The 25,195-nt window shown below is 67.8% G+C and carries 24 protein-coding genes; 6 read left to right on the top strand and 18 right to left on the bottom strand.

All coding sequences use genetic code 11. From position 1 onward, the window contains the following. Positions 1 to 16 precede the first annotated feature (16 nt). The 3 genes from WIX39_RS15450 to WIX39_RS15440 form a co-directional block, all read right to left on the bottom strand. The gene (locus WIX39_RS15450) at positions 17 to 3,175 is read right to left on the bottom strand and encodes an efflux RND transporter permease subunit (RefSeq protein ID WP_106934796.1); all 3,159 of its coding nucleotides are present in this window, start codon (positions 3,173 to 3,175) and stop codon (positions 17 to 19) included. After that, complete coding sequence (locus tag WIX39_RS15445) at positions 3,172 to 4,383, bottom strand: efflux RND transporter periplasmic adaptor subunit (RefSeq protein ID WP_409195331.1); 1,212 nt, start codon at positions 4,381 to 4,383, stop codon at positions 3,172 to 3,174. Before WIX39_RS15445 ends, WIX39_RS15450 begins: the two co-directional genes overlap by 4 nt. A gap of 123 nt (positions 4,384 to 4,506) precedes the next feature. Then, complete coding sequence (locus WIX39_RS15440; RefSeq protein WP_081270932.1) at positions 4,507 to 6,351, bottom strand: potassium transporter Kup; 1,845 nt, start codon at positions 6,349 to 6,351, stop codon at positions 4,507 to 4,509. Positions 6,352 to 6,504: 153 nt separating this feature from the next. On the opposite strand from WIX39_RS15440, the gene hpnC reads away from it, so the two are divergent. The 4 genes from hpnC (at position 6,505) to WIX39_RS15420 (ending at position 9,944) form a co-directional block, all read left to right on the top strand. Then, on the top strand, positions 6,505 to 7,419 hold the full coding sequence (gene hpnC, locus WIX39_RS15435; RefSeq protein WP_285411772.1) for a squalene synthase HpnC: 915 nt from the start codon (positions 6,505 to 6,507) through the stop codon (positions 7,417 to 7,419). Then, complete coding sequence (gene hpnD / locus WIX39_RS15430) at positions 7,416 to 8,255, top strand: presqualene diphosphate synthase HpnD (protein WP_106934800.1); 840 nt, start codon at positions 7,416 to 7,418, stop codon at positions 8,253 to 8,255. The genes hpnC and hpnD overlap by 4 nt, the downstream gene beginning before the upstream one ends. Positions 8,256 to 8,382: 127 nt before the next feature. Beyond that, positions 8,383 to 9,639: a hydroxysqualene dehydroxylase HpnE gene (hpnE, locus tag WIX39_RS15425; RefSeq protein WP_409195330.1), complete on the top strand. Its 1,257-nt coding sequence runs from the start codon at positions 8,383 to 8,385 to the stop codon at positions 9,637 to 9,639. Next, entirely contained in the window at positions 9,636 to 9,944 is a 309-nt protein-coding gene (locus WIX39_RS15420) for a hypothetical protein (RefSeq protein WP_106934802.1), read from the top strand. The genes hpnE and WIX39_RS15420 overlap by 4 nt, the downstream gene beginning before the upstream one ends. A gap of 16 nt (positions 9,945 to 9,960) precedes the next feature. Here WIX39_RS15420 and WIX39_RS15415 read toward each other — a convergent pair whose 3' ends face one another. Beyond that, complete coding sequence (locus tag WIX39_RS15415; protein WP_106934803.1) at positions 9,961 to 10,605, bottom strand: LysE family translocator; 645 nt, start codon at positions 10,603 to 10,605, stop codon at positions 9,961 to 9,963. Positions 10,606 to 10,724: 119 nt separating this feature from the next. Here WIX39_RS15415 and WIX39_RS15410 point away from each other — a divergent pair, with 119 nt between their 5' ends. Further along, on the top strand, positions 10,725 to 11,030 hold the full coding sequence (locus tag WIX39_RS15410) for an NIPSNAP family protein (protein WP_081270890.1): 306 nt from the start codon (positions 10,725 to 10,727) through the stop codon (positions 11,028 to 11,030). Between the two features lie 4 nt (positions 11,031 to 11,034). Here WIX39_RS15410 and WIX39_RS15405 read toward each other — a convergent pair whose 3' ends face one another. Continuing rightward, positions 11,035 to 11,766 (bottom strand): HAD family hydrolase, encoded by a 732-nt coding sequence (locus tag WIX39_RS15405; protein WP_106934804.1) that lies wholly within the window; start codon positions 11,764 to 11,766, stop codon positions 11,035 to 11,037. Positions 11,767 to 11,781: 15 nt separating this feature from the next. Between WIX39_RS15405 and hemH the strand changes: the two genes are divergently transcribed. Next, positions 11,782 to 12,813: a ferrochelatase gene (hemH, locus tag WIX39_RS15400; protein ID WP_081270892.1), complete on the top strand. Its 1,032-nt coding sequence runs from the start codon at positions 11,782 to 11,784 to the stop codon at positions 12,811 to 12,813. 7 nt (positions 12,814 to 12,820) lie between these two features. Here hemH and WIX39_RS15395 read toward each other — a convergent pair whose 3' ends face one another. The 13 genes from WIX39_RS15395 to WIX39_RS15335 form a co-directional block, all read right to left on the bottom strand. After that, complete coding sequence (locus tag WIX39_RS15395; protein ID WP_106937472.1) at positions 12,821 to 13,384, bottom strand: thioredoxin family protein; 564 nt, start codon at positions 13,382 to 13,384, stop codon at positions 12,821 to 12,823. 137 nt (positions 13,385 to 13,521) lie between these two features. Continuing rightward, positions 13,522 to 14,028, bottom strand: a complete 507-nt coding sequence (locus WIX39_RS15390; protein ID WP_409195329.1) for a DUF1993 domain-containing protein — start codon at positions 14,026 to 14,028, stop codon at positions 13,522 to 13,524. A 56-nt stretch (positions 14,029 to 14,084) separates the two neighbouring features. Then, on the bottom strand, positions 14,085 to 14,975 hold the full coding sequence (locus WIX39_RS15385) for an alpha/beta fold hydrolase (RefSeq protein WP_409195328.1): 891 nt from the start codon (positions 14,973 to 14,975) through the stop codon (positions 14,085 to 14,087). Beyond that, positions 14,972 to 16,039, bottom strand: a complete 1,068-nt coding sequence (locus WIX39_RS15380) for a branched-chain amino acid ABC transporter permease (RefSeq protein ID WP_106937474.1) — start codon at positions 16,037 to 16,039, stop codon at positions 14,972 to 14,974. Before WIX39_RS15380 ends, WIX39_RS15385 begins: the two co-directional genes overlap by 4 nt. A gap of 16 nt (positions 16,040 to 16,055) precedes the next feature. Then, positions 16,056 to 17,036 carry a branched-chain amino acid ABC transporter permease gene (locus WIX39_RS15375; RefSeq protein WP_081270895.1) on the bottom strand — a complete coding sequence of 327 codons (981 nt, stop codon included), beginning with the start codon at positions 17,034 to 17,036 and terminating at the stop codon, positions 16,056 to 16,058. Continuing rightward, positions 17,033 to 17,761: an ABC transporter ATP-binding protein gene (locus WIX39_RS15370; protein ID WP_106934806.1), complete on the bottom strand. Its 729-nt coding sequence runs from the start codon at positions 17,759 to 17,761 to the stop codon at positions 17,033 to 17,035. The genes WIX39_RS15375 and WIX39_RS15370 overlap by 4 nt, the downstream gene beginning before the upstream one ends. Positions 17,762 to 17,906: 145 nt before the next feature. Then, positions 17,907 to 18,674: an ABC transporter ATP-binding protein gene (locus tag WIX39_RS15365; protein ID WP_106934807.1), complete on the bottom strand. Its 768-nt coding sequence runs from the start codon at positions 18,672 to 18,674 to the stop codon at positions 17,907 to 17,909. Between the two features lie 44 nt (positions 18,675 to 18,718). Beyond that, positions 18,719 to 20,179 (bottom strand): extracellular catalytic domain type 2 short-chain-length polyhydroxyalkanoate depolymerase, encoded by a 1,461-nt coding sequence (locus WIX39_RS15360; RefSeq protein ID WP_106934808.1) that lies wholly within the window; start codon positions 20,177 to 20,179, stop codon positions 18,719 to 18,721. Positions 20,180 to 20,371: 192 nt separating this feature from the next. Next, a complete protein-coding gene (locus tag WIX39_RS15355) occupies positions 20,372 to 21,559 on the bottom strand; it encodes a substrate-binding domain-containing protein (protein ID WP_081270899.1) in 1,188 nt (395 codons plus the stop codon). A gap of 145 nt (positions 21,560 to 21,704) precedes the next feature. Then, the gene (locus WIX39_RS15350; protein WP_106934809.1) at positions 21,705 to 21,980 is read right to left on the bottom strand and encodes a hypothetical protein; all 276 of its coding nucleotides are present in this window, start codon (positions 21,978 to 21,980) and stop codon (positions 21,705 to 21,707) included. Continuing rightward, positions 21,977 to 22,315 (bottom strand): hypothetical protein, encoded by a 339-nt coding sequence (locus WIX39_RS15345; RefSeq protein ID WP_409195327.1) that lies wholly within the window; start codon positions 22,313 to 22,315, stop codon positions 21,977 to 21,979. Before WIX39_RS15345 ends, WIX39_RS15350 begins: the two co-directional genes overlap by 4 nt. A 47-nt stretch (positions 22,316 to 22,362) precedes the next feature. Then, on the bottom strand, positions 22,363 to 23,502 hold the full coding sequence (locus tag WIX39_RS15340; protein ID WP_409195326.1) for a DUF4272 domain-containing protein: 1,140 nt from the start codon (positions 23,500 to 23,502) through the stop codon (positions 22,363 to 22,365). A 52-nt stretch (positions 23,503 to 23,554) separates the two neighbouring features. Next, positions 23,555 to 25,078, bottom strand: coding sequence for a sigma-54 interaction domain-containing protein (locus tag WIX39_RS15335; protein ID WP_081270935.1), 1,524 nt, complete (start codon positions 25,076 to 25,078; stop codon positions 23,555 to 23,557). Positions 25,079 to 25,195 lie beyond the last annotated feature (117 nt).

Genomic DNA, 25,195 nt, shown 5'->3' with positions numbered 1-25,195 from the left:
CGGTCAGCTTTCTATTTTAGACGCTAATCGGCACCGCTTTCGGCTCGCGCTTCACACGGAATGCAGCGGCGTACATCGCAGGCAACGCGAGCAGGGTCAACACCGTTGCCACGATCAGCCCGCCCATGATCGCAACCGCCATCGGGCCCCAGAAAACGCTGCGCGACAACGGGATCATCGCCAGCACCGCGGCAGCTGCCGTCAGCACGATAGGCCGCAGCCGCCGCACCGCCGACTCGACGATCGCGTCCCACGCCGGCACGCCCGCCGCGCGGTCGATCTCGATCTGGTCGATCAGGATCACCGCATTGCGCTGGATCATGCCCATCAGCGCGATCACGCCCAGCAGCGCGACGAAGCCGAACGGCCGGTTCAGCACCAGCAGCGCGCCGGCCACGCCGGCAATGCCCATCGGCCCGGTGATGAACACCAGCAGCGAGCGGCTGAAGCTGTGCAGTTGCAGCATCAGCAGCGTGAACACCAGGAACAGCATGATCGGCACGCCCGCCACGATGGACGCCGAGCCCTTGCTGCTTTCCTCGGCGGCACCCGCCACCTCGATGCGATAGCCGCCCTGCCCGGCCGCGGCCCAGCCGGCCTCCAGCTCGCGCAGCTTCGGCAGCAACTGGGTGGTCACGGTCGCGCCCTGCAGGCCCTCTATGACGTCGCCCTGCACGGTGATGGCGTAGTCGCGGTTCTCGCGCCACATCACGCCCGGCTCCCAGGTGAACACCGGCTTGGCGATCTGCGCGAGCGGAATCGAGCGGCCCGAACTCGTCGGGATGTAGGCATTGCCGATGTCCGAGATGGCCTGGCGCTCGTCGGGCGCCTGGCGCAGCACGATGTCGATGAGAAGGTCGTTCTCGCGGTACTGGCCCACGGTGGTGCCGCTGAACATCGTCTTCGATGCCTGCGCGATGGCCTGGCTGGTCACGCCCAGGGCGCGGGCCTTGGCCTGGTCGACCTCGAGGCGGATCACCTTCACCGACTCGTTCCAGTTGTCGTTCACGCCGCGCATGTTGGCGTTGTCGCGCAGCACTGCCTTGACCTCGTCGGCATGGCCGCGAAGCAATGCGGGGTCCGGTCCGATCACGCGGAACTGCACCGGGTACGCCACGGGCGGCCCGTTGGGCAGCAGCTTGACGCGGCCGCGTACCTCGGGAAACTCCTGCGCCAGCAGCTGCGGCAGCTTCAGGCGCAGCGTTTCGCGCACCTTCAGGTCCTTGGCCAGCACGATGAGCTGCGACACGTTGGTCTGCGGGAACACCTGGTCCAGCGGCAGGTAGAAGCGCGGCACGCCCGAGCCGATCCAGGTGCTGACCGTGCTCACGCCGGCCTCTTCCATGAAACGCTTCTCCACGCGCCTGGCCACTTCCTCGTTCGCGGCGAACGAGGTGCCTTCGGGGAACCAGATGTCCACCAGGATCTCCGGCCGGCTCGAGTCCGGGAAGAACTGCTGCTGCACCTTGCCCATGCCGACGATGCCGAGCGCGAAGATCAGCACGGTGGCGCCGATGGTCATCCAGCGGTGCTGCACGCACCAGTTCACCGCACGGCGGAAGGCGTTGTAGAACGGCGTGTCGAACAGCTCGTGCGGGGGCGCATCGGGGTCGTGCGGCTTCACCTTGAGCAGCAGCGTGCCGAGGTACGGCACGAAGTAAACCGAGACGATCCACGACAGCACCAGCGCGATCACCGTCACCGCGAAGATCGCGAAGGTGTATTCGCCCGTCACCGATTTCGCCAACCCGATCGGCAGGAAGCCGGCCGCCGTGATGAGCGTGCCCGTGAGCATCGGCTTGGCCGTGACGTCGTAGGCGTAGGTGGCGGCGCGCGCCTTGTCGTAGCCCTCTTCCATCTTCCGCACCATCATCTCCACCGCGATGATGGCGTCGTCCACCAGCAGGCCGAGCGCGATGATGAGCGAGCCCAGCGATATCTTGTGCAGCCCGATGCCGAAGTAGTTCATTGCCAGGAAGGTCACCGCCAGCACCAGCGGAATGGTGATCGCCACCACCAGCCCGGGACGCATGTCGATGTACCAGCCGAAGCGCCCGCCCCTGTGCAGCCCGAGCGAGATGATGCTCACGGCCAGCACGATGGCCACGGCCTCGATCAGCACGCCGACGAATTCGTTGACCGAGCTGGCCACCGACACCGGCTGGTCCTGCACCTGCGCCAGCTTCACGCCGGCCGGCAGGCGCTTGTCGATGGTGGCGGTGGTGGCCTTCAGCGCCTTGCCCAGCGCGATGATGTCGCCGCCCTTGGCCATCGACACACCCAGCGCAATCACTTCCTTGCCCTGGTGGTGCACCTTGACCGCCGGCGGATCGACGTAGCCGCGATGGATGTCCGCGATGTCGCCCAGCTTGAGCTGGCTGCCCGAGCTGCCGCGGATGGGCATGTCGCGCAGCTGGTCGACGCTGGTGAACTGGCCGGCCACGCGCACCTGCACCACGTCCTGCGGCGACGAGATGGAGCCCGCGCTCTCCACCGCGTTCTGCGAGCCGAGCTGCTGCAGCACCGCGTTGAAGTCGAGCCCGAGCTGTGCCAGGCGCTTCTGGGAGATCTCGATGTAGACCTTCTCGTCCTGCACGCCGAACTGGTCGACCTTGGCCACGTCTTTCACGCGCAGCAACTGCTGGCGCACGTCGTCGGCCATCGTCTTGAGCTCGGCGTAGCTGAAGCCTTCGCTCTCCAGCGCGTAGATCACGCCGTAGACATCGCCGAAGTCGTCATTGAAGAACGGGCCTTGCACGCCGGCCGGCAAGGTGGCGCGCATGTCGCCGATCTTCTTGCGCACCGTGTACCAGACGTTCGCCACCTCGGTGGACTTCGACGAGTCCTTGATGTTGAAGATGATCTGGGACTCGCCCGGCTTCGAATAGCTGCGGATCTTGTCGGCGTAAGGCGCTTCCTGCAGCGTGCGCTCGAGCTTGTCGGTGACCTGCTCGGCCACCTGCTGCGCGGTGGCGCCGGGCCAGTAGGTCTTCACGACCATGGCGCGGAAGGTGAACGGCGGGTCTTCGTCCTGCCCGAGCTGGAAGTACGCGAACACGCCCAGCACCATCAGCACCACCATCAGGTAGCGCGTCAGGGGCGCGTGGTCCAGCGCCCATCTGGAGAGGTTGAAGCCGGCGGGCTTGTCGTTGGGGTTCGCAGGGCTGCCGCTCATTTGGCAGCACCGCCGGTTGCGCCTGCAGCGATCTCCTTGCCGCTCGCGGCGACGGCCGCCACGGGCTGGGCCGATGCCTTCGCGCCGGCATTGGCGGCGGCCGCGGCCGCCTCCTTCGACTGGTAGATGGTGACCTTCTGCCCCGGCGACAGCACGTGCACGCCGGCGGCCACGACCATCATGCCGGGCGTGATGCCGCTGGCGATGACGGCCTCGTTGCCGTCTGCCGTGGCCACCTGCACGGCCTGCGAGCGCACCGTCATGGTCGATTGGTCGAGCACCCACACGGCCGTGCCCTTGCCCTCCTGGCGCAGCGCGCTGGTCGGCAGCTTCATGACAGCGGTGGTCGCGTGCGCCAGCGCCTGCGGCCGTGCATAGACCGTGGCGCCGAGCGGCGGCGAGGCGGCCGCGTCGATCGCGACCTTGACCGAATACGTGCGCGTCACGGCATCGGCGCTGGCCGCCACCTCGCGCACCTGGCCCTGCAGTTCGCTGCCGCCCGACCAGCCGCGCACGGTGACCGGCGAGCCGATCTTGACGAGCGTGGCGCGGTCTTCCGGCACCGCGAACACCACGTCGCGCGCGCCGTCCTGTGCGATGCGCACGACCGGCGTGCCGGCCTGCACCACCTGGCCCGGCTCGGCCTCTATGGCGGTGACGATGCCGGCCACGTCGGCCACCAGCGTCGTGTAGTTGGCCTGGTTGCCCTGCGAGGAAAGCTGTGCCTGCGCCTGTTCGAGCTGGGCCTGCGCGGCCTTCCAGGTGGTTTCGCGGCGTTCCAGTTCGGCGCCGCTGATGAAGTTCTGCTCGCGCAGTTCGCGATAGCGCTTCAGGTCGGCTGCCGCGAGGTCACGGTTGGTCAGCGCGGCGGCCTGCTGGGCGCGGGCGGCTTCGGCGGCGAGCCGGTAGTCCTGCGGATCGAGTTGCGCCAGCACCTGGCCGGCTTGCACGTGCTGGCCCAGTTCCGCCTGGCGCCGGGTGATCTTGCCCGCCACGCGGAAGCCCAGCCGCGACTCGACGCGCGCCCGCACCTCGGCGGAGAACTCGGGCTGGGCGTCGAACTCGCTCGCCCCCACGGTCACGACCTTGACCGCGCGAACGGGGTCCTCGACTGCGGATTTAGGCGAGCAGCCGGCCAGGAAGACGGCGGGAAGCAGCAGCCATGCGGCGCTGCGGGCGCGGGAAAAGACAGTGGCGGAGGCGGTCATGAGACACCCAGGAGAGGACGAACCGGGCCATTAATGACCCACTGGTTAGTAATCTAGGATAAACCCGAACCACTGTCAATGACCCGCTGGTCACTAGAACCCGATGTGGGCTCCGGCCGCCGCCTACGTACGCTGCCCCATCTCCACCAGCCGGTTGTCCGGCAGCTCGAAATAGTCCGATGCCCGGCCCGCATTGCGCTGCAGCCAGCCGAACAGCGCGCGCCGTATCGGGTTCAGGCCCGGCAGGTTCTCCTCGCCGACCGAGGCGCGCGAGACGAAGTACGAGGTCTTCATCGAGTCGATCGCCAGCGTCTTCTGGTAGGCCAGGATGCGGATGAACTCGGGCACGTCGGGCCGCTCCATGAAGCCGTGCCGCGCGGTGACCACCCATATGCCCTCCATCAGCTGCTCGGCCTCGATGCGGTTGCGCGCATCGACACGCGGCGTGTCGCAGGGCAGCACGCGCAGCACGATGACCTGCTCATGCAGCACCTGGTTGTGCTTGAGGTTGTGCAGCAGCGCATGCGGCACCGCCGTGGCGTCGGGGTTCAGGAACACCGCCGTGCCGCTCACCCGGTGCGGCATGTGCAGCGCCAGCGACTCGATGAAGGGCCGCAGCGGCAGGCTCTCGGCTGCGGCGGCCTCCAGGCCCAGCCGGCGGCCCTTGGCCCAGGTGGTGAAGACCACCATCACCACGACCGCCACCGCCAGCGTGAGCCAGCCACCCTCGGCAATCTTGAGACTGTTGGCCACCACGAAGGTCAGGTCGACCACCGCGAAGGCCGCCACGCCGACCACCACCGCCACCTTGTTCCAGCGCCACAGCCCCCAGGCCACGATGCCGGCCAGCAGCGTGGTCGTCACCATGGTGATCGACACGGCGATGCCGTAGGCCGCCGACAGCGCGCCCGAACTGCGGAAGCCCAGCACCAGCAGCAGCACCCCCACCATCAGCAGCCAGTTGACCGTGGGCACGTAGATCTGCCCGATCGCCGTGCCCGAGGTCTGGATCACCCGCATGCGCGGCAGGTAGCCCATGCGCATCGCCTGCGCCGTGAGCGAGAAGGCGCCCGAGATCACGGCCTGCGATGCAATGACCGTGGCCATTGCCGCCAGCACCACCATCGGCAGCACGCCCCACGCGGGGAAAAGGCGGAAGAACGGGTTGTCGATGGCCGCCGGGTTGGCCAGCACCAGCGCGCCCTGCCCGAAGTAGTTCAGCACCAGCCCCGGCAGCGCGATGAACAGCCATGCGAGCCGGATCGGCCGGGCGCCGAAGTGCCCCATGTCGGCATACAGCGCCTCGCCGCCCGTGAAGGCCAGGAACACCGCGCCCAGCACCGCCAGCGACTGCGCCCGGTGTTCGACCAGGAAGCCCAGCGCCCGGCGCGGATCGAGCGCCGCCAGCACCTGCGGCTGCTGCAGCACCTGCCACAGTCCGGCCGCGGCCAATATCAGGAACCACAGCAGCATGACCGGCCCGAACACCTTGCCGACCACGCCCGTGCCCTTCTTCTGCACCGCGAACAGCCCGATGAGAATCACCACCGTGATCGGCAGCACCGCCTTCTGCAGCACCGGCGCCTGCACCTCCAGGCCCTCGACCGCCGACAGCACCGAGATGGCCGGCGTGATCAGGCTGTCGCCGTAGAACATGGCCGCGCCCACCAGCCCGAGCATGCCGATCACGTTCCATACCCAGGGCTTCGTCTTCGGCCCCGACACCGCGTTGCGCGCCAGCGCCTGCAGCGCCAGGATGCCGCCCTCGCCGTCGTGGTCGGCGCGCAGCACGAACACCACGTACTTCAGCGTGACCACGAACATCAGCCCCCAGAAGATCAGCGAGAGCAGGCCCAGCACCGAATCGGGCGAGAACGGCACGCCGTGCTCGGGGTTCATCGTCTCCTTGAAGGCATAGAGCGGCGAAGTGCCGATGTCGCCGAACACCACCCCCAGCGCGGCGATCATGAGCGTCGGCCCCGCCGGGTGCGCCGCCTCGCCGTACGCTGAAACCTGGGACCCGGAAGCCGGTGCGGATGCTTTCATGAGAAGCAGGAAGTTCAAAGTGGCGACGCTGCGAGCATAGTGCCGGGGCGCTGCGTCGTCGCGGACAATCGTGGCGTGTCCGCCACTCCCCACCTTGCCAACCCGCCGGCCCACTACGAGAACTTCCCCGTAGCCTCCTGGCTGTGCCCGCCGCACCTACGCCCGCCCATTGCCGCGATCTACCACTTCGCGCGCACCGCCGACGACATCGCCGACGAAGGCGAGGCCTTGCCGGATCAGCGGCTGGCCGATCTGCGCGCCTACCGAGAGGAACTGGCCGCCGCCGCGCAGGGCGAGGTGCTGCCGTCATCGCGCTGGCCCCATGTGTTCGGCCCGCTGGCCCACAGCATCGCGCAGCACAAACTGCCCGAAGACCTGCTCGCCGACCTGCTCAGCGCCTTCATGCAGGACATCGAGAAAACCCGCGACCACGGCACCTACGCCGACCGCGCCGAGCTGCTCGACTACTGCCGCCGCTCCGCCAACCCGGTCGGCCGGCTGCTGCTGCACCTCTACGGCGTGCACGACGCGCAGGCGCTGGCGCAGAGCGACGCCATCTGCAGCGCGCTGCAGCTCATCAATTTCTGGCAGGACCCGAGCGTCGACCTGCCGCGCGGGCGTTTCTATTTCCCGCTGACCGACTGCGACCGGCGTGGCCTGACGCGCGAGAACTTCAAGGTGTTCGCGCCGCTGTCGCCGGCCCCGCCGCCGCAGGAAGCTATCAATCTGATAGCAGTGGTGTCTTACTGGGCGCGCGAGCTCATGACGGAAGGCGCGCCGCTGGTGCACCGGCTGCCCGGCCGCGCGGGCTGGGAACTGCGGCTCGTGGTGCAGGGCGGGCTGCGCATCCTCGACAAGATCGTCGACCTCGGCTTCGACACCTTCTCGCAGCGCCCCACCGTCGGCAAGGCCGATGCCCCCCTGCTGCTCTGGAAGGCCATGCGGATGCGGAGACAATCACGGCCCATGAAAGCAGCGCCTCCCCGATGAATCCCGAGCAATACGTGCAAGACAAGGCCGCCGCCTCGGGCAGCAGTTTCTATTACGCCTTCCTGTTCCTCCCCAAGCCGCGCCGCGCCGCGATCACGGCTTTCTATGCGTTCTGCCGCGAGGTCGACGACGTGGTCGACGAGGTCAGCGACCCCGGCGTGGCCGCCACCAAGCTCGCCTGGTGGCGCACCGAGGTGGCCCAGTCCTTCGCGGGCACGCCCCGCCACCCGGTGATGCAGGCGCTGATGCCGCATGCCGCGGCCTACGGCATCGAGGCGCGCCAGCTCAACGAGGTGATCGACGGCTGCCAGATGGACCTGGACCAGACCCGCTATCTCGACTTCCAGGGACTCGCGCGCTACTGCCACCTCGTGGCCGGCGTGGTGGGCGAAGTCGCGGCGCGCATCTTCGGCCAGACCGATCCGCAGACCACCGCCTATGCCCACAAGCTGGGCCTGGCGCTGCAGCTCACCAACATCCTGCGCGACGTGGGCGAAGACGCCCTGCGCGGGCGCATCTACCTGCCGGTGAACGAGCTGCAGAAGTTCGACGTGAAGGCGCACGAGATCCTGAACCGCGTGCACTCGGAACGCTTCGTCGCGCTGATGAAGTTCCAGGCCGCGCGCGCCCACGCGGCCTACGACGAAGCGCTCGCCCTGCTCCCGCTGGCCGACCGCCGCGCGCAGAAACCGGGCCTCATGATGGCCAGCATCTACCGCACCCTGCTGCGCGAGATCGAACGCGACGATTTCCAGGTGCTGAACCAGCGCGTAAGCCTGACGCCGGTGCGCAAGTTCTGGCTGGCGTGGAAAGTCCAGGCGCTGGGCAGAATATGACTCGCCCCCAGGCTTCGCGCACTTCGTGTCGCTTCGCCACCCCCCTACCGGGGGCAACACCCGAGGCCCGGCAGAGCCGGCTCCTCGGTGTTCCTGGAAATGGCCCCACGCCAGCGGCACTGCGCGCATGAAAACAGCCGTCATCGGCGCCGGCTGGGCCGGCCTGGCCTGCGCGGTCGAGGCCACGCGGCTCGGGCATGCCGTCACGCTGTTCGAAGCTGCGCATATGCCCGGTGGCCGCGCGCGGCGCGTCGACGACATGCACGGGCTGGCGCTCGACAACGGGCAGCACATCCTGATCGGCGCGTACACCGCCACGCTGAAGCTGATGCGCGATGTCGGCGTGGATGTCGACGGCGTGCTGCTGCGCCTGCCGCTGTCGCTGCGCTTTGCGGATGGTGGCGGGCTCAAGCTGCCGCGGCTGCCCGCGCCGCTCTACCTGCTGGCCGGTATCTTCGGCGCGCGCGGCTGGACGTGGCGCGACAAGTCGTCGCTGCTGCGCACCGCCATCGGCTGGCGCCTTGCGGGCTTTCGCTGCGCCGCCAGCACCACGGTCGCCGACCTGTGCACCGGCCTCACCCCGCGCGTGATGAAGGAGCTGATCGAGCCGCTGTGCGTGTCGGCGCTCAACACACCCGTGGGGCAGTCGAGCGGCGAAGTGTTCCTGCGCGTGCTGAAGGATGCCCTCTTCAGCGGCAGCGGCGGCGCCGACCTGCTGCTGCCCCGTGCCGACCTGGGCGCGCTGCTTCCCGACGCGGCCATCCGGTGGCTGACCGCACAGGGCGCGCAGGTGCGCATCGGCACCCGCGTGCGCGCCATCGCATCCGAGGGCGGCCGGTGGCGCGTCGACGATGAAATCTTCGACCAGGTCGTGCTGGCCTGCGCGCCGTGGGACGCCGCCCGGCTGGTGCGTGCATCCGGCCTGCAGGCGGATGCCTGGTGCGCAACCACCGAGGCCCTGCGCTTCGAGGCCATTGCCACCGTCTATGTGCGCGGCGCCTCGCCGCTGGCCGAACCGATGCTGGCGCTGCGCAGCGACCCGGCCACCGCCCCCGCGCAGTTCGCTTTCGACCGGGGCCAGCTCGGCGGCATGCAAGGCGTGCTCGCGATGGTCGTCAGTGCCAACGAGGCTTCGCGCGAAGTGCTGGAAGAACAGGTGATCGCGCAGGCCGCCAAGCAACTGGGCCAGACGCGGTTGCAGCTCGTGCAGACCGTGGTCGAGAAACGCGCCACCTTCGCCTGCACACCCGCCCTCGCCAGGCCTCCGTCGGCCATCGTGCCCGGCCTGCAGGCCTGCGGCGACTACACCGAAGGCCCCTACCCGGCCACGCTCGAAGGCGCCGTCCTCAGCGGCCTCGCCGCCGCAAAGGCAATGACCCCATGACCACCGAACTGCGCTACCTCGACTTCGACTACAGCGAAGACACCGAAGGCCACGGCACCTTCGACGCGATGGCGTCGACCACGCCCGAGAAGACGCCCGAGGTCAAGCAAGAGATTGCCGTCGTGCTGGCGTGGGCCGAGGCCACGTTCCCGCACGTACGCGGCGCCCTCGACGAAGGCGCCATGTGGGACTACGACCTGCAGGAAACGCGCGAAGAAAACCCGCGCTTCGACACCGTCACCCTCTCGCTCAGCGGCACCGCAGACTTCTGCGCGGCGCTGCGCGAGCAGTTCGCGCTCGACTGACCGCCCGACAGGAAGCTCAGGCGGCTGTCTTGTTGCGCAACCGCAGCAGGCTCAGGCCCAGCAGCACGAAGGCCCCGCCCGACACCTTGTTGAACAGCCGCGTGCGGCGCGGATCCGAGAGCTGCTTGCGCAGAAGTCGCGCCAGCAGCACGTAGAACGCATGCGACAGCACCGAGGCGGTCGCGAAGGTGGTCGTCAGCACCACGAACTGCATGGCCAGCGGCGCGTCCTGCGTCAGGAATTGCGGGAACAGCGCGGAGAAGAAAAGAATGCCCTTCGGGTTGGTCAGCGCCACCGTCAGGCCGTTGCCGAACAGGCGCAGGCCCGAACGCGGCACCGCACCGGCCGGCGCGCCCTGCAGGTCGGCGAACACGCTGCCCTGGCTGCGCCACTGCTTGATGCCCAGGTAGATCAGGTAAGCCGCGCCGGCCAACTTCAGCAGCATGAAGGCATGGGCGGAGGTCGAGAGCACCACGCCCAGCCCGGCCATGGCCGCGGCCGACACCATGAACAGCCCCGTCGCATTGCCGAGCGAGCTGATCATCGCGCGTCGCGGGCCCACGCTCATCGAGTTCGAGACCGCGAGCAACACCGCCGGTCCGGGCGTGAAGGCGACGAGCAGCGTGACGCCGCAGAAGACGAGCCAGTTCGAGAAATGCACTTTGGGGTTCCTGCCCGGCGCGAGGCCGCAAGAAGTTGAGGACGACGGGAAACTATAGTCAGCCCCGCGAATCGGCGCAGACGCCGCGCCAATACCCTCTCACTCCCGGAACCCCACCCATGGTCACCTGCTACCTGCGCTACATCGTCGACGCCTACAAGCTCAAGGAGTTCGAGCACTACGGCAGGCTCTGGATCCCGCTGGTCGAGAAGTTCGGCGGCCAGCACCACGGCTACTTCCTGCCCTCGGAAGGCACGAACAACGTCGCGCTGGCGATGTTCACCTTCCCGAGCCTGGCCGCCTACGAAAAGTACCGCGCCGACTCGATGCAGGACCCGGAATGCCAGGCCGCCTTCAAGTACGCGGAAGAAACCCGCTGCATCCTGAGTTACGAACGCAGCTTCTTCCGCCCGGTATTCAAGTAAGGCCTCAGGCGCCGAGCGCAACGCACAGCGCGTGCAGGTTCGGCACGATCAGCTGCGGCCGGGCGTCGTGCACCCAGGGCCGCTCGTCGCGCACGAGCCAGGCGGCCTGCATGCCGGCATTGAGCGCGCCGACCACGTCGAGCTCGGCGTCGTCGCCCACGTGCAGCACGTCCTTGGGCAGGAAGCCGACCGATGCCGCGGCGGCACGGAAGATGGGCGCATGCGGCTTGCCGCTGCCGAAGGCCCGCGCATTGAAGGCGGTGCGGAACCATCGGCCGACGCCGGTCTTGTGGATGTCGGCGTTGCCGTTCGAGATGGCCACCAGCGGATAGCGTTCGCTGAGCCACTTGAGTGCGGGCAGCGCGTCTTCATACAGCGTCACGCGCTGGCGCTCTTCGAAGAACGCCTCGAAGGCCGGATCGGCCAGCGCCGGGTCTTCGCCCGCGCGCTTGAGCGCGGTGCGGATCGACTCCCGGCGCAGCGCGCTCAGGTCGTGCGCAAGGTCGGAGCGTTCCTTGGCCGTGGCTTCGCGCAGTTCGCGAAGAATGCCGGGCGTCAGCAGCAGCGAGGCCGTCTTGGGCGCCTCGCGCAGCAGCCATTCCTGGAGCACGCCCTCTGCGCGCTCGATGGTCGGCCAGATCGGCCACAGCGTGTCGTCGAGGTCGAGCGAGATCGCGGAAATACGTTGGAGGTCGAGGGGTTCGGCGCCTGCTGGCGCCGTCGAAGCGGAGGTCATGACCGAGAATATCGCATGCCTCCACATCCCGAGAACGCCCCGCCGGGCACCCCGCGCACCGCCGTGCTCTGGTGCAACCTGGGTTCGCCCGATGCACCGACCGCCGCCGCCGTGCGCCCCTACCTCGCAGACTTCCTGGGCGACCCGCGCGTGGTCGAGATTCCCAGGGCGATCTGGGCGCTCATCCTGCACGGCATCATCCTGCGCGTGCGCCCGGCCAAGTCGGCCGCCAAGTACGCGAGCATCTGGATGCCCGAGGGCTCGCCGCTCAAGGTGTTCACCCAGAAGCAGGCCACGCTGCTGGCGGGCTGGCTCGGTGAGCGCGGCCACCGCGTGACGGTGCGCGACGCGATGCGCTACGCCAACCCGTCGATCGCCTCGCGCCTCGACGCGCTGCAGGCCGAGGGCGTCACCCGCGTGCTGGTGCTGCAGGCCTACCCGCAATACTCGGCCACCACAACGGCCAGCGTGATCGACGCGGTGAACGACTGGAGCCGCAAGCAACGCCGCCTGCCGGAGTTCCGCTTCGTGAATGACTTCCACGACGACCCGGCCTACATCGAGGCGCTGGCCCAAGGCATCGAGAAACACTGGAAGACCGAAGGCCGCGGCGAGGTGCTGCTGATGAGCTTCCACGGCATTCCCGCGCGCAACATCGCGCTCGGCGATCCGTACCAGTCTCAATGCCTGGAAACCGCGCGCCTGCTCGCAGAGCGACTGGGCCTTTCGGCGGCGCAGCACCGCGTCACCTTCCAGTCGCGCTTCGGCCGCGCCAAGTGGCTCGAGCCCTACACCGAACCCACGCTGCGCGAACTCGGTGCCTCCGGCATCCAGCGCGTCGACGTGGTGTGCCCCGGCTTCCCGGCCGACTGCCTCGAAACGCTCGAGGAAATCGCCATGGAAGGCCGCGAGGCCTTCATGCACGCGGGCGGCAAGACATTCAGCTATATCCCGTGCCTGAACGACAGCCCGGCATGGATCACCGCGCTCGCGGGCATTGCCGAGCGCAACCTGGCGGGCTGGCCCACGCAGTCGACCGCGCGCTGAAGCGGCTTCAGCCCGCCGATTTGCGCGCCAGCAGCGCCTGGATCGCGGCTTCCATCTCGGCGTATTCGCCCTCGCCGAAGTGCTGCCGCATCACCTGACCCTTGCTGTCGACCAGGTAGAAGGCCGGCCAGTACTGGTTGTCGTAGGCCTTCCAGGTGGCAAAGGCGTTGTCCTGCGCCACCGGATAGCGAATGTTGAAGCGCCGGATCGCATCTTCCACGTTGCGCGTGAGCTTCTCATAGGCGAATTCGGGCGAGTGCACGCCCACCACCACGAAGCCCTGGTCCTTGTACTTCTCGTACCAGCTCACCACGTGCGGCAGCGTGCGGATGCAGTTGATGCACGAGTAGGTCCAGAAGTCGACCAGCACCACCTGCCCGGCCAGCCTCTTCAGCGTGAGCGGCTCCGAGTTGAGCCACTTGTCGATGCCCGCGAACTCGGGGGCCTTGCCGTAGTCGCGCAGGCCCGGCGACGCGGCCAGGGCACTGCGTACCGGCCACCCGCCACCGGCCGCCGCAGCCAGGGCCGACGCCCCCGCGGCGAGCCCCGAGAACGCTCTCCTGGACAGCATGTTCTTCATGATCGCAACCCCGTTCCTTGTGTCAGACCGACAGCGGTCAGGCGCGATTGTTTGCGGCGCATCCCGGGCGTGCGCATGTGTCACGGCAATTTGAACTTTGTCCCGGCGGCGTGAAGGCCGGGAGCGACTCAGAACTTGCCGAGGTAATCCATCTTGCCGATCGGGATGCCCTTGTGGCGCAGCACGTCGTAGGCCGTGGTCACATGGAAGAAGAAGTTGGGCAGCGCGAACTGCAGCAGGTAGCGCTGCGCGGTGAAATGCGCCTCGCCTTCGCGCGCCTTGATGGTCACGGGACGCTCTTCCTGGCCGTCGATCAGCGCGCGGTCCACGCTCGCGAGGAAGTCCTGCGTCTTCGCGATGCGGGCGAGCAGGTCGTCCCAGGTCTTTTCCTCGTCGGGAAAGCTCGGCGCGGTGATGCCGGCGATGCGGGCCGTGCCCAGCTTCGAGGCATCGCTGGCGCGCTGGATCTGGCCGGCCAGGGTGAGCATGTCGGGCGCCAGGCGCGCCTCGACCAGCGTGGCCGGGTCGATGCCGTTGGCCTTGGCGTGCGCCAGGCTCTTGTCGAGCAGATGGGTGAGTTGGCCGAGTCCGCGTGCGAAGACGGGCACCGACAGGTCGTACAGAGAGAGCGCCATGATGGTCGAGGCCTAGTTGTGGATGAAGCGGCGGCGATTGTCCTGCCGCCGGGGCTTCAACGACCGGCCGCGCGGATAAACCCTTCGATCGGCTCCAGTTGTTCCGGCACGTTGAGCGCCGGCGCGTGGCCGCAGGCAGGCACTTCGATCACCTGCAGCCGGCCGGCCGCGCCGGGACCGCGCTGGCGCATCTGCTCGACCACTTCGGGCAGCACCAAGTCGGACTCCACGCCGCGCAGGCACAGCACCGGCACCTCGATGGCGTCGTAGTGCGGCCAGATCAGGTAGTCGTTGTCGTGCGCGCTGAACTGCCGGACCATGGCCGGGTCGTAGTGCGGCGTGACGCGGCCGTCGGACAGCCGGCGCGTGGAGCTTTCGGTCAGCCGGCGCCATTGCGCATCGCTGAGCCAGCCGTAGGGCTTGTAGACGGTGCGAAAGAACGCCTCCAGTTCGGCCACCGTGTCGAACGCAGGCGGCTGGCCTGCGTAGGCGCGGATGCGCTCGATGGCGGGCTGGGCCAGTTCGGGCGCGTTGTCGTTGAGCACCAGGCTCGCGATGCGCGCTTTCATGCGCGGCTCGAAAAGCCCCGACGCGCAGACCGTGCCGATGGCGCCGCCCATCGAGGTGCCGACCCAGTGCACACGCCCCAGCCGCAGTTCGTCGCACAGCGCGTTGGCGATGCGTGCGTAGAACGACAGCTTGTATTCCTCGTCGGGCAGCGGGCTCCATTGGCTCAGGCCGCGGCCGATGGTGTCGGGGCAGATCACGCGGAAGCCGCGCGAGGCGAAGTGCTGCGCCAGTTCGTCCATGTCGCGGCCGGTGCGCGCCAGTCCGTGCCAGGCGATGACCACGGGTGCGTCTTCGGCGCCCCACTCAAGCCAATGGATCTCGCGGCCCGCGAGCTGCGCATAGCGCGAGAGTGGAATCTGATTGTTGTTGTCGCTCATCGCGCAGCCCTTGCTCGCAGTTTGCCGACGATGCCGGTGGGAAAGTAATAGACGGACAGCACGAAAAGCACGCCGAGCCACAGCAGCCAGCGGTCGGGCGACAGCAGCGCGGCCAGCCAAGGCAGGCCGCTCGCGGCCTCGTTGCCGATGCGCAGCAGGTCCTGCAGGTAGCTCTGCGCAATGACGAACAGCACGGCGCCGATGGCCGCGCCGTAGATGGTGCCCATGCCGCCGATCACCACGATGAGCAGCACGTCGATCATGATCTCGAAGCTCAGCGAGGTGTCGGGCCCGTTGTAGCGCAGCCAGATCGCCAGCATCGCGCCGGCCAGCGTGGCGAAGAGCGCCGACAGCACGGCGGCCGTGGTGCGGTACACCACCACGCGGTAGCCGATGGCCTCGGCGCGGAACTCGTTCTCGCGGATCGCCTGCAGCACGCGGCCGAACGGCGAATTCACGATGCGCAGCAGCGCCAGCACCAGCACCACCGCCGCCACGAAAAGCAGGTAGTAGCACAGCAGCCGGCCGTCGAGCGACACGCCGAGGAAAGGCTCCTCGGAGAACTCGAAGCTCGGCGAGATCAGCTCCGGCAGCTTGAAGGTCAGGCCGTCTTCGCCGCCGGTGAAGTCCGACAGCTGCGAGGCCAGCGTCTGGAACGCCGAGGCCACGGCCAGCGTGATCATCGCGAAGAAGATCGCGCGCACCCGCAGCGAGAACAGGCCGATGGCGAACGACAGCACCAGCGAGACCGCCAGCGAGGCGCCCAGCCCCACCAGCACCGCGCCCCAATTGGGCCCGAGCCGCGAGGCCGAGATGGCGATGCCGTAGGCACCGATGCCGAAGAACATCGTGTGCGCGAAGCTCACGATGCCGGTGTAGCCCAGCAGCAGATCGAAGCTGGCCACCAGCACCACGAACACCAGGATCTTGGCCGCGACGCTGAGCGCCTTGACGCCCGGGAAGATGAAAGGCGCGAACGCCAGCGCAAGGAACAGCACCACCAGCAGCAGCGCCAGAAGGCGGCTGCGCGGCATGTCGTTGGAGAGAAGTCGTTTCAGGAACACGGCGGCTTTCTCCTTCTCAGCGGTTCGCCACGGGGTACACACCCTGCGGACGCCACAGCAGCACGGCGACCATCAGGAAGATGCTCGCGAACTGCGTGAGCGTGGGCAGCAGGAAGCCGATGTAGTTGGTCATCAGCCCCACCAGCAGCGCGCCGATGAGCGCACCGCCCGTCGAGCCCAGCCCGCCGATGATGATGACGATGAAGATCAGCACGTTGACCTGCGCGCCCATCTGCGGCACCAGGTTCTGCTGGAACAGCCCCCACATCACGCCGCCCAAGCCGGCCAGCGCGCTGCCCACCACGAACACCCCGACGAACAGCCGGCCGATGCGGTAGCCCAGCGACTCGACCATCTCGCGGTCCTGCACGCCGGCGCGGATGAGCAGGCCGATCTTGGTGCGGCCCAGCGTCCAAGCGAGCACGCCGAACACCACCACGCCCACGGCCACCGCAAGCAGGCGGTACTTGCTGATGGCCGCATCGCCCACCAGCAGCGAGCCGCGCAGGGCCTCGGGCAGCGGCAGCGGAACCTGCGCCGGGCCCCAGATCACCTTGATGAGCTCCTCGCCGATGATCATGCCGCCCATCGTGATGAGGATCTGCTTCAGATGCTGGCCGTACACAGGCCGCACGATGAAGCGCTCGAAGGCCAGCCCCACCGCGCCGGCCACGAGCATCGCGACCAGCATGGCGGGGAACACCGCCACGAGGTTGCGCCACAGCTCGCCCGAACCGGTCCAGTCGCCCATCAGGCCGAGCACGCTGCTCGCCACGAAGGCGCCCAGCGCAATGAACACGCCGTGGCCGAAGTTCAGCACGTCCATCAGGCCGAACACGAGCGTGAGGCCCGAGGCGATGATGAAGATGATCATGCCCATGGCCAGGCCCGCCACGGTGAGCGTGAGCCAGGTGGAGAAGGAGCCGGTCAGCGGCAGCGCGGCGAGCGCCAGCACCGGGGCCAGCAGCAGCGGCTTCCAGTCGAAGTCGAGTTTCATAGAGCCAGTCCGAGCAGCGATTGCTGCAGTTGCGCGTCGGCGGAGAACTCCGCCATGGAGCCCGCGTGCACCACGCGGCCGTTGTCCATCACCGCGACGGTGTCGCCCAGGCGCTGGGCGAAGTTGATGTTTTGCTCGACCAGCAGGATGGTCACGCCGCTGCGCTTGAGCTCGGCGAAGGCATCGATCATGTTGTTGATCATCACGGGCGCCAGGCCCTTGCTGGGTTCGTCGATGATGAGCAGCTCGCGCGGCTCCACGATGGCGCGAGACACGGCCAGCATCTGCTTCTGCCCGCCCGACAGCTTGCCCGCCGGGTGGTTCCAGAATTTCTCGACCGCGGGGAAGAGCTTGAAGATCCACTTCAGGCGCGTGTCGTCGATCTGCTGCGCGTTCTTGGCGCCACGCGCGGCCAGCAGCATGTTCTCCTTCACCGTGAGGTCGGAGAAGATGCCCATGTTCTCGGGCACGTAGGCAATGCCCAGGCCGGCGATCTGCGGCGTGTGCTGGGCGGTGATTTCCTTGTCACCGAAGCGCACCCTGCCCTGCGACGCATGCCACAGGCCCATGATGGTTCGCAGCGTGGTCGTCTTGCCCGCGCCGTTGCGGCCCAGCAGCATCGTGAGCTGACCACGCGGCACGGCCAGGTCCACGCCGTGCAGGATGTGATACGCCCCGATGTGCGTGTGCACGCCTTCGAGACTCAACAGGTTCTGAGTTGTCATCGGTCTTGCTCCTTCCCCTTCCGGGGGAAGGTCGGGATGGGGGCAAGCGGCGCCTGCAAGGCTGCGGTGGTGTGGAGGCCGCGAGCCCCCACCCCGGCCCTCCCCCGGGAGGGGAGGGAGAAACTCGAATTCATCGGCACGCGCGTCATGCAGCCACCTCCTTCGCCACGCCCAGGTAGGCCTCCTGCACCACCGGCGAGGCGATCACCTCGGCCGGTTCGCCGTCGGCCACCAGCGTGCCGTTGTGCAGCACGATGATGCGGTCGGCCAGTTCGCGCACCACGTCCATCTTGTGTTCGACCAGCAGGATGGTCTTGGTCTTGTCCTGCTTGAGCTTGCGGATCAGGTCGAGGATGACGGGCGCCTCGGCCGCGTTCATGCCGGCCGTGGGCTCGTCGAACATGAAGACCTTGGGCTCCAGCGCCATCAGCAATGCCACTTCCAGCTTGCGCTGGTCGCCGTGCGGCAGGCTGGCCACCGTCGCGTGTTCGCGCGATTCCAGCGCCACGTCGGCCAGGATCTGGTCGGCGCGCTCGGTCAGCGCCTGGTGGTCGCTCCAGATGCTCCAAAGATTGAGCCCCCGCCGGTGCGCGCCCTCGCGCGTGGCCTGCACCGCCAGGCGCACGTTCTCCAGCACGGTGAGGTTCGGGAACAGGTTGGTGAGCTGGAAGGCCCGCCCCAGCCCCGCGTGCGTGCGCGCGGACGGCGACAGGCCCGACAGCGGCTGCCCGTCGAGCGACACCGTGCCGGCGCTCGCCTTGAGCTGGCCCGAGATCAGGTTGAAGTAGGTGGTCTTGCCCGCGCCGTTGGGGCCCACGATGGCCGTCAGCGTGCCCGGCGCGAAAGCGCAGCTCACATTGTTGACGGCCACGTGCCCACCGAAGCGGATGGTCAGATCTCGGGTCTCAAGCATCTTTGGTCATTGCGAATCAGGAGTCGAAAGATTGCACGGCGGCCTCAGCAGCTGCCGATCACGTAGTAGTTGGGGCCGGTCTGCTTCAGCGTGGTGGTCGCGTAGATGTTCCACAGCCCCATTGACTGGTTCGAGCCGTAGGCATAGGTCAGCCCGTACAGGGCATAGGCGCGTCCGGCGATGGTATGGGTGTAGTTGCTCGCGGTGTAGCAGGTGCCGGTGCCGCCGCCGCCGCTGCCCGCCGTGGTGGCGCCGGTGGCCGCCGTCGACATGGCGCCTTCGGCGTTGCTCGCGTTCAGCGCGGCCACGGTCCAGCTGTAGCTGGTCGACGCGGCCAGGCCGCTGTCGGTGTAGCTGGTGGCGGTGACCGGCGAGGCGTTGACCTTGCTGCCGCCGCGGTACACGTTGTAGCCGCTGGCGCCGCTCACGGCGTTCCAGCCGATCACCATGCTGGTGCTGGTCGCGCCCGAGGTACCCACGCCGGTGGGCGCGGGCAGGCCGCTGCCGCCGCCGCCGACGCTGGTCACGCGGTCGATCATGGCCTTGAACGCCGCCATCTGCGGGCCCGACTTCTTCGCATAGTTGGCGCTGTCGTAGCCCCACCAGTCCCAGCAGCTGTTGGTGGCCGCGGTGCTGGTCTGCGGATAGATCAGCACGATGTTGTTGGTGTCGGCCCAGCGGTTGTAGCCGGTCTTGCGCACGTACTGGTCGCTCACGTCCGAGTAGTTCTGCTTGCAGCCGTGCAGCACCAGGTGCACGCGGCACGAGGTGGTGGTGCAGGCCTGCGGCACGTAGATCCAGCCGGTCGCGGCCATGCCGTGGCCAGTGACGAATTCCGACTGGTTGAACTCGGTGAAGGTGCCGCCCAGCGTGCCGTTGTTGCGCGGATTCAGCGGGCCGTAGATCTGCGTGAGGATCTCGCCCGCCAGGTCGAAGCCGCAGTTGTTGATGTACGGCGCCGCGGTGGTGCTGCAGGCGCCGCCGTAGTCGTCGGTGACCATCGCGTGGCCGGCGCCGATGTTGTTCTTGTAGACGATGTTGGCCGCCGGCACGAAGCTCTGGTAGTAGGTCTTCAGGTCGTCCATCACCGCCTGCTTGACGGTGTTGTCGGAGGTGCCCGAGAACATGTACACCTTGGAGGCGCTCAGGTTGGACACCGGGTCGATCGCGCCGCTGGCGGCCCAGCTGTTGGTGGTGCTCACGAGCGACGACACCGGGATGCTGCTGCCGTGCGTCATGCACCGGCCGGTGGCGTTGAGCACCGAACCCTCGGCGCAATAGAACGGCCCGCCGGCCACCACGCCGGCGCCGCGCTTGAAGGTGGCCGAATAGGCCACGTGCAACTGCACCGCCGCGAAACCGCCGGCCGACAGGCCGGACACGCTCACCTCCGCCGGGTTGGCGCCGAGCGACGGCAGCGGCACCGCCGCCATCGCGGCCTGCGCCGCCACCGCCATCGCCGCAGCGGCGGCAAGTCCCTTCCAGTTCAATCGCATCGCTGGCATCGCTGTCTCCTTCTGTTGTGGTTTGTCGAACGCTTGCTTGCTCAAGAATCGAATCGGCCGTGGATCGCGCGGGCACTCGCCCCGTCAGGAAAAACGGGCGCAGGCTACCGCTTCGCCCGGCGGCCATCCGGGGCGAAAAGGGAGCGGCGCCTTTCTTGCGCCGCGGGGTTCAGGTAACGATCGGCGCCGTGGTCAGCGCTTGTTCTTGATGGGAATGTCCATCTCTTCCGGCTTGATCTCGTGCACCAGCTCCGGCACGCCCCAGGCGAACGCCGGGTCGACCTTGATCTTGAAGTGGTACATCGACTGCATCGCCTGATGGTCTTCCTTGCGGAAAGTCATCTTGCCCTTGGGCGTGTCGAAGCTCATGCCTTCCATGGTGCTGATGAGCTTGTTGGTGTTGGTGTCGCCGCCCGTCTTCTTGAGCGCCGTCACCACCGCCATCGCGGCCGAGAAGCCGCCGGCCGTGAAGAAGTCCGGCGGTGTCTTGAATTCCTTGTAGTGGGCCGACACCATCGCGTCGTTCACCGGGTTCTTCGGGATGCCGAAGTAGTAGTACGCCGCGCCTTCCATGCCCGGCAGTGCCTTGTAGGCGGCCATGGCCGGCAGGATGTTGCCGCCGGTGGCGATCTCGATGCCGTAGCGCTTCAGGTCGAGGTCGACGATCTTGAACGGGTTGCCCGCGCCGGCCCAGACGATCCAGATGATCTTGCGGCCCGGCTGGTCCTTCAGCTTGTCGATCAGGCGCTGCGCGCCGGCGGTGAAGTCGGTGGTGGCGGGCGGCAGGTACTCTTCATGGACCAGCTTGGCCTTCTTGAGCGCGGAGCCGAAGGCCTTCACGCCGTCGCGGCCGAACGCGTTGTCCTGTGCCAGCGTGGCCACGGTCACGCCGGGCTTGTCGACCGCCACGGCATTGGAGATCGCGTCCTGGCTCGAATTGCGGCCGGTGCGGAAGATGTACTTGTTCCACTTGTCGCCGGTGATCGAGTCGGCCACGGCGGGCTCGACCAGCAGGATCTTCTTGTATTCCTCAGCCACCGGCAGCATGGCCAGCGCCACGCCCGAGGCGGTCGGGCCGATGGCCAGCGCGGCCTTGTCGTCCGAGTAGGCGGCCGCCAGCAGCGACTTGCCGAGGTCGGGCTTGCCCTGGTCGTCCTTCTCGATGACGACGATCTTCTTGCCGTTGACCATCATCGTGCCTTCGGTGGCGTAGTTCAGGCCCATCATCAGGCCGGTCTGCGTCTGCTTGCCGTAGGCTTCCAGCGCGCCCGTCTTGCTGTAGATGTGGGCGATGCGGATTTCGTTGGACTGGGCCCAGGCGGGAGCGGCAACTGCGCAGGTGGCGAGCGCGGCAAGGGCGACGAGGTGGCGACGGTTCATTCTTTGTCTCCTGGAAAAGGTGACTGAATATTGCACAGTTCGTGCCACCTGCCTAAGCCATTGATAACTAACGCTTCTTCATTCGGAAGCAGCGTCGTTCGACTGAATTCAGAACATTGCGCGTGTTCGATTTTCAGTCAACTGTCTATTTTTCGTTCAGGGTTTTCGCGGAGGCCTGGCGCTCGGCGATCCACTGCCTGAACTGGCGCTCCGCCTGCATGCGGAACTCGTTGCGCGCATGGTTGCAGGCCGCATGCGCGAGCCGCCGGTGCTTTGGCGAACGCATGCCGCCGAAGGTCGAGTCGACGAGGTGTTCGATGGTGGCGGATTCAGGCCGGCCGAAGGGCTCGCTGAAGTCCATCGCGAGGCCGCACCAATGGCAATTGGGGCCGAAGGTGGAACGCAGGGCCTGGACGCTCACAGGCTTGCGTACTCCAGGATTTCCTGCCCCATCAAGTTGCAGTCCTTGCCCGACACGTAGTAGATGAGCCGCATGCGGTAGCTGCCCTTGTAGATCGAGCCCCACACCTCCAGCACCTTGAACTGCTGCTTTTTGTTGGCGGGGTTGCGGATGGGCGCCACTTCCTTCACGGCGGGGTCGATCTGGATGCGGTCGTCCTCGCCGAAGTGGAAGGTCAGCAGCTTCCTGGCGCGGGATACGGCTTCGCTCGCGCACTGGGGCGCGGGCGCCGCGCTGGCAAAGCTGGCGGTGGCGCATGCCGCAACGAGCACGAGGGAGCGGATCGATGTCTTCATGAATGCAGGAACAGGAGGATGGCAGGAGGAAGCGCAATTGTCGGGCGTCATGTGGGCGTGTCGACGTCGTCCCAGTCGTGGTCTTCGAAGCGCACCAGCCAGTTCAGAGCGCGATGCCGCTCCAGCACGACACCGGCGTCGACGCCCGCGGGAGCCGCCTCTTCCTTCAGGCGCGCCTGGCGCACGAGCCAGTGCAGGCGGTAGTGCAGATCCAGCGCATCGAGCAGTTCGCTGTCCGTGCGCACCTTGGCAACCCGCATCACGCCGTCGACGTCGCCGGCATCCAGCATCAGGCGCGTGGCCAGCGGCACATCGCAGATGGCCCCGGGAAACGGCAGCGCATCGACCAGGCCCAAGGCCCATTCAAGCACGAAGAGGCACTCGAAGCGCCAGCCGAACTGCGCCACCGCCGACTCGCCGGGAGCCTCATCGGCAATGAAGGCCTGCTCGTCGGGCGACAGGTTCGCCTGCGCGGACGGCAGCCGCGCGAACAGGTCGGCCAAAGGCAGCGGCTCGCCGCTCGCGACCGACTCGGCGCGGGCCGATACGGCCAGCAGCGCGAACGCCCTGCCCGCCAGTTCCTGCGGGGTGCGCGGGCGCAACTCGGGCTCCGAAACAAGAGGCGGCAGGTGCTGCGGCACCGGCATGCCGCGCGACGCGAGCAGCGCCTCGGTGCGCGCCTTTCGCTGCCACGCCTCGGCGGGATAGGGAACCGCGGCTTCCCGGTCGGGCTCCTCGCCGGCCGCCGACAGCAACACCCGCCCGTTGGGGTCGCGGATGCCGCCATCGGGCAGGAACACGATGGCGTTCGCACGCTCCGCCCATTCGGAAAACGCGTCGAGCTGCGACTCGTCGATGGAGAGAATCAGGTGCTGGCGTACCCGCTGGATGTGCCGCATCGCGTGATAGCGGTTGCGCGACATCTCGCCGTTGCCCCTGCTCAGCACATAGCCCACGAAGCCCGAAAGATGGGCCGCGAGTTCCGGATCGGAAAGATCGCGGCGGGCATGCAGCGTGTGCGGAAAGCCGAGCGCGGGCACGTCGGCGCGCGTGCAGTAGGCATTGACCAGCACGCCTTCGCCCTGCTCTGCTGCAGGCGATGCCGTGGATGTGGCCGGTGCGGCCGGTGCAGCCGGTGCAGCGCCCGAGCCGGCCAGCGCCTTCAGTCGTGTCAACAGACCCTTCATGGAAATCCTCTCCCTTGTCGATCGAAATCCGGCCGCCGTCGGCGGCCGCTACTTACTGGTTCGTCATGCGCTCATACAGCGTGGCGCGCGAAATCCCGAGCAGCCGCGCCGTTGCCAGCTTGTTGCCGCCGGTGGATGCCAGCGCGGCCGCAATCGCCTTGCGCTCCAACTCGGCCACCTGCTGCGCCAGCGGCCGCAGCAGTGCCGCTTCTTCATCGCCGTCGTGCGCGCTCTGCAGGGTGGCCGGCAGCTCGATCTGCTCCAGCCCCGCCTCGCGCAGGATGCGTTCGAGCTGCACGGCGTCGATGCGCTGCGAGTCGCTGCGCATCGTCACCTGTTCCAGCACGTTGCGCAGCTCGCGGATGTTGCCGCGCCAGTGCTGGCCGGCCAGCAGCGCGAGCGCGTCGGGCGTGAGTTCGGGCGGCGCCTCGCCGCTGCGCAGCGCCATGTCCTCGCCCAGCGCCTCGACCAGCGCGGGAATGTCGGCGCGCCGCTCTCGCAGCGGCGGCACGCGCAGCGGCAGCACGTTGAGGCGGTAGTACAGGTCTTCGCGGAACTGGCCGCGGCGCACCAGCTCCGGCAGGTCGCGCGAGGTGGCGGCGATCACGCGGGCGTCGAAGGGCACGAGCTTGTTGGAACCCAGCGGCTCGATCTCGCCTTCCTGCAGCGCGCGCAGCAGCTTGGCCTGCAGACCCAGCGGCATGTCGCCTATTTCGTCGAGGAAGAGGCTGCCGCCGTCGGCCAGCTTGAACTTGCCCTCGCGGCCCTTGCGGTCGGCGCCGGTGAAGGCGCCGGGCGCAAAACCGAAGAACTCGGCTTCGAGCAGGGTGTCGGGCACGGCCGCGATGTTGACGCTGACGAACTGCCCCTTCGCACGCGCGGACGACGCATGGATGGCATGCGCCAGCAGCTCCTTGCCTGTGCCGGTTTCGCCCAGCAGCAGCACCGGGCTGGCCGACTGCGCGGCGCGGCGCGCGTGGCGCTTGACCTCCACCGCCGCCGGGCTGCTGCCGATGAAGCTGGCAAAGGTGTACTTGGAGCGCCGCTGGCCGTCCGCATGGTGGTAGAGCGGGTTGTTGCGCTGGCTGGCCAGTTCGCGCCGCGCGTCGTCGAGGTCGCGCTGCAGCAGCGCGAACTTGCTGATGAGCGGCTGCAGCGTGGTCTCCGGCTGGTCGAACAGCACGATGCCGATGGCGCCGATCACCTCGCCCATGCCGCCGTCCGCACCCTCGCGTTCTTCGCGCAGCGGAATGCGGCTGACGACGAAGGTGCCTGCCTTGTTGGTGAGCAGGTCGATCAGTATCGGCTCGCCTGTTTCAAGCACGCGGCGCATCTGCGTGTTCGGGATCACGTCTTCCACCATGTGCCCCATGAACTGGTCGATGGACGAGAAACCCAGCGCCGGCAGGAAGCGCCGGTAGCCCTCGTTCACCCACACGATGCGCCCGCCGCGGTCGACCAGGAACATGCCCTGGCTGATGCTTGAAAACAAATGAAACATCGAGCGCGCGGCCAGCGCGAGAATTCCCTGGGCGTCGAGCGGCAGGGCGGGCGGCAGAGAAGGAGAAACTGGCATGGCGGCATCGTAGCGTGCCTCAATCGGCAGCAGGTCGGGCGCCGTTTCCCTTCACCAGGTACTCGTGTTCGCGTGCAACCCAGTCTCTTCATGAAACCTTAAGTTAATCAATCGTTT

Origin of the sequence: Variovorax sp. AB1(2024), from assembly GCF_037482385.2 — a bacterium.
Lineage (GTDB): Bacteria > Pseudomonadota > Gammaproteobacteria > Burkholderiales > Burkholderiaceae_C > Variovorax.
The sequence above is the reverse complement of the archived record's forward strand: the minus strand, read 5'-3'. Positions and strand labels throughout refer to the sequence as shown.

Bases quoted from the DNA above. Each gene is read 5' to 3' on its own strand.
- WIX39_RS15450 (WP_106934796.1), bottom strand. From the start codon at position 3,175: ATGAGCGGCAGCCCTGCGAACCCCAACGACAAGCCCGCCGGCTTCAAC.
- WIX39_RS15445 (WP_409195331.1), bottom strand. From the start codon at position 4,383: ATGACCGCCTCCGCCACTGTCTTTTCCCGCGCCCGCAGCGCCGCATGG.
- WIX39_RS15440 (WP_081270932.1), bottom strand. From the start codon at position 6,351: ATGATCGCCGCGCTGGGGGTGGTGTTCGGCGACATCGGCACTTCGCCG.
- hpnD (WP_106934800.1), top strand. From the start codon at position 7,416: ATGAATCCCGAGCAATACGTGCAAGACAAGGCCGCCGCCTCGGGCAGC.
- hpnE (WP_409195330.1), top strand. From the start codon at position 8,383: ATGAAAACAGCCGTCATCGGCGCCGGCTGGGCCGGCCTGGCCTGCGCG.
- WIX39_RS15420 (WP_106934802.1), top strand. From the start codon at position 9,636: ATGACCACCGAACTGCGCTACCTCGACTTCGACTACAGCGAAGACACC.
- WIX39_RS15410 (WP_081270890.1), top strand. From the start codon at position 10,725: ATGGTCACCTGCTACCTGCGCTACATCGTCGACGCCTACAAGCTCAAG.
- WIX39_RS15405 (WP_106934804.1), bottom strand. From the start codon at position 11,766: ATGACCTCCGCTTCGACGGCGCCAGCAGGCGCCGAACCCCTCGACCTC.
- hemH (WP_081270892.1), top strand. From the start codon at position 11,782: ATGCCTCCACATCCCGAGAACGCCCCGCCGGGCACCCCGCGCACCGCC.
- WIX39_RS15395 (WP_106937472.1), bottom strand. From the start codon at position 13,384: ATGCTGTCCAGGAGAGCGTTCTCGGGGCTCGCCGCGGGGGCGTCGGCC.
- WIX39_RS15390 (WP_409195329.1), bottom strand. From the start codon at position 14,028: ATGGCGCTCTCTCTGTACGACCTGTCGGTGCCCGTCTTCGCACGCGGA.
- WIX39_RS15385 (WP_409195328.1), bottom strand. From the start codon at position 14,975: ATGAGCGACAACAACAATCAGATTCCACTCTCGCGCTATGCGCAGCTC.
- WIX39_RS15375 (WP_081270895.1), bottom strand. From the start codon at position 17,036: ATGAAACTCGACTTCGACTGGAAGCCGCTGCTGCTGGCCCCGGTGCTG.
- WIX39_RS15370 (WP_106934806.1), bottom strand. From the start codon at position 17,761: ATGACAACTCAGAACCTGTTGAGTCTCGAAGGCGTGCACACGCACATC.
- WIX39_RS15365 (WP_106934807.1), bottom strand. From the start codon at position 18,674: ATGCTTGAGACCCGAGATCTGACCATCCGCTTCGGTGGGCACGTGGCC.
- WIX39_RS15360 (WP_106934808.1), bottom strand. From the start codon at position 20,179: ATGCCAGCGATGCGATTGAACTGGAAGGGACTTGCCGCCGCTGCGGCG.
- WIX39_RS15355 (WP_081270899.1), bottom strand. From the start codon at position 21,559: ATGAACCGTCGCCACCTCGTCGCCCTTGCCGCGCTCGCCACCTGCGCA.
- WIX39_RS15345 (WP_409195327.1), bottom strand. From the start codon at position 22,315: ATGAAGACATCGATCCGCTCCCTCGTGCTCGTTGCGGCATGCGCCACC.
- WIX39_RS15340 (WP_409195326.1), bottom strand. From the start codon at position 23,502: ATGAAGGGTCTGTTGACACGACTGAAGGCGCTGGCCGGCTCGGGCGCT.
- WIX39_RS15335 (WP_081270935.1), bottom strand. From the start codon at position 25,078: ATGCCAGTTTCTCCTTCTCTGCCGCCCGCCCTGCCGCTCGACGCCCAG.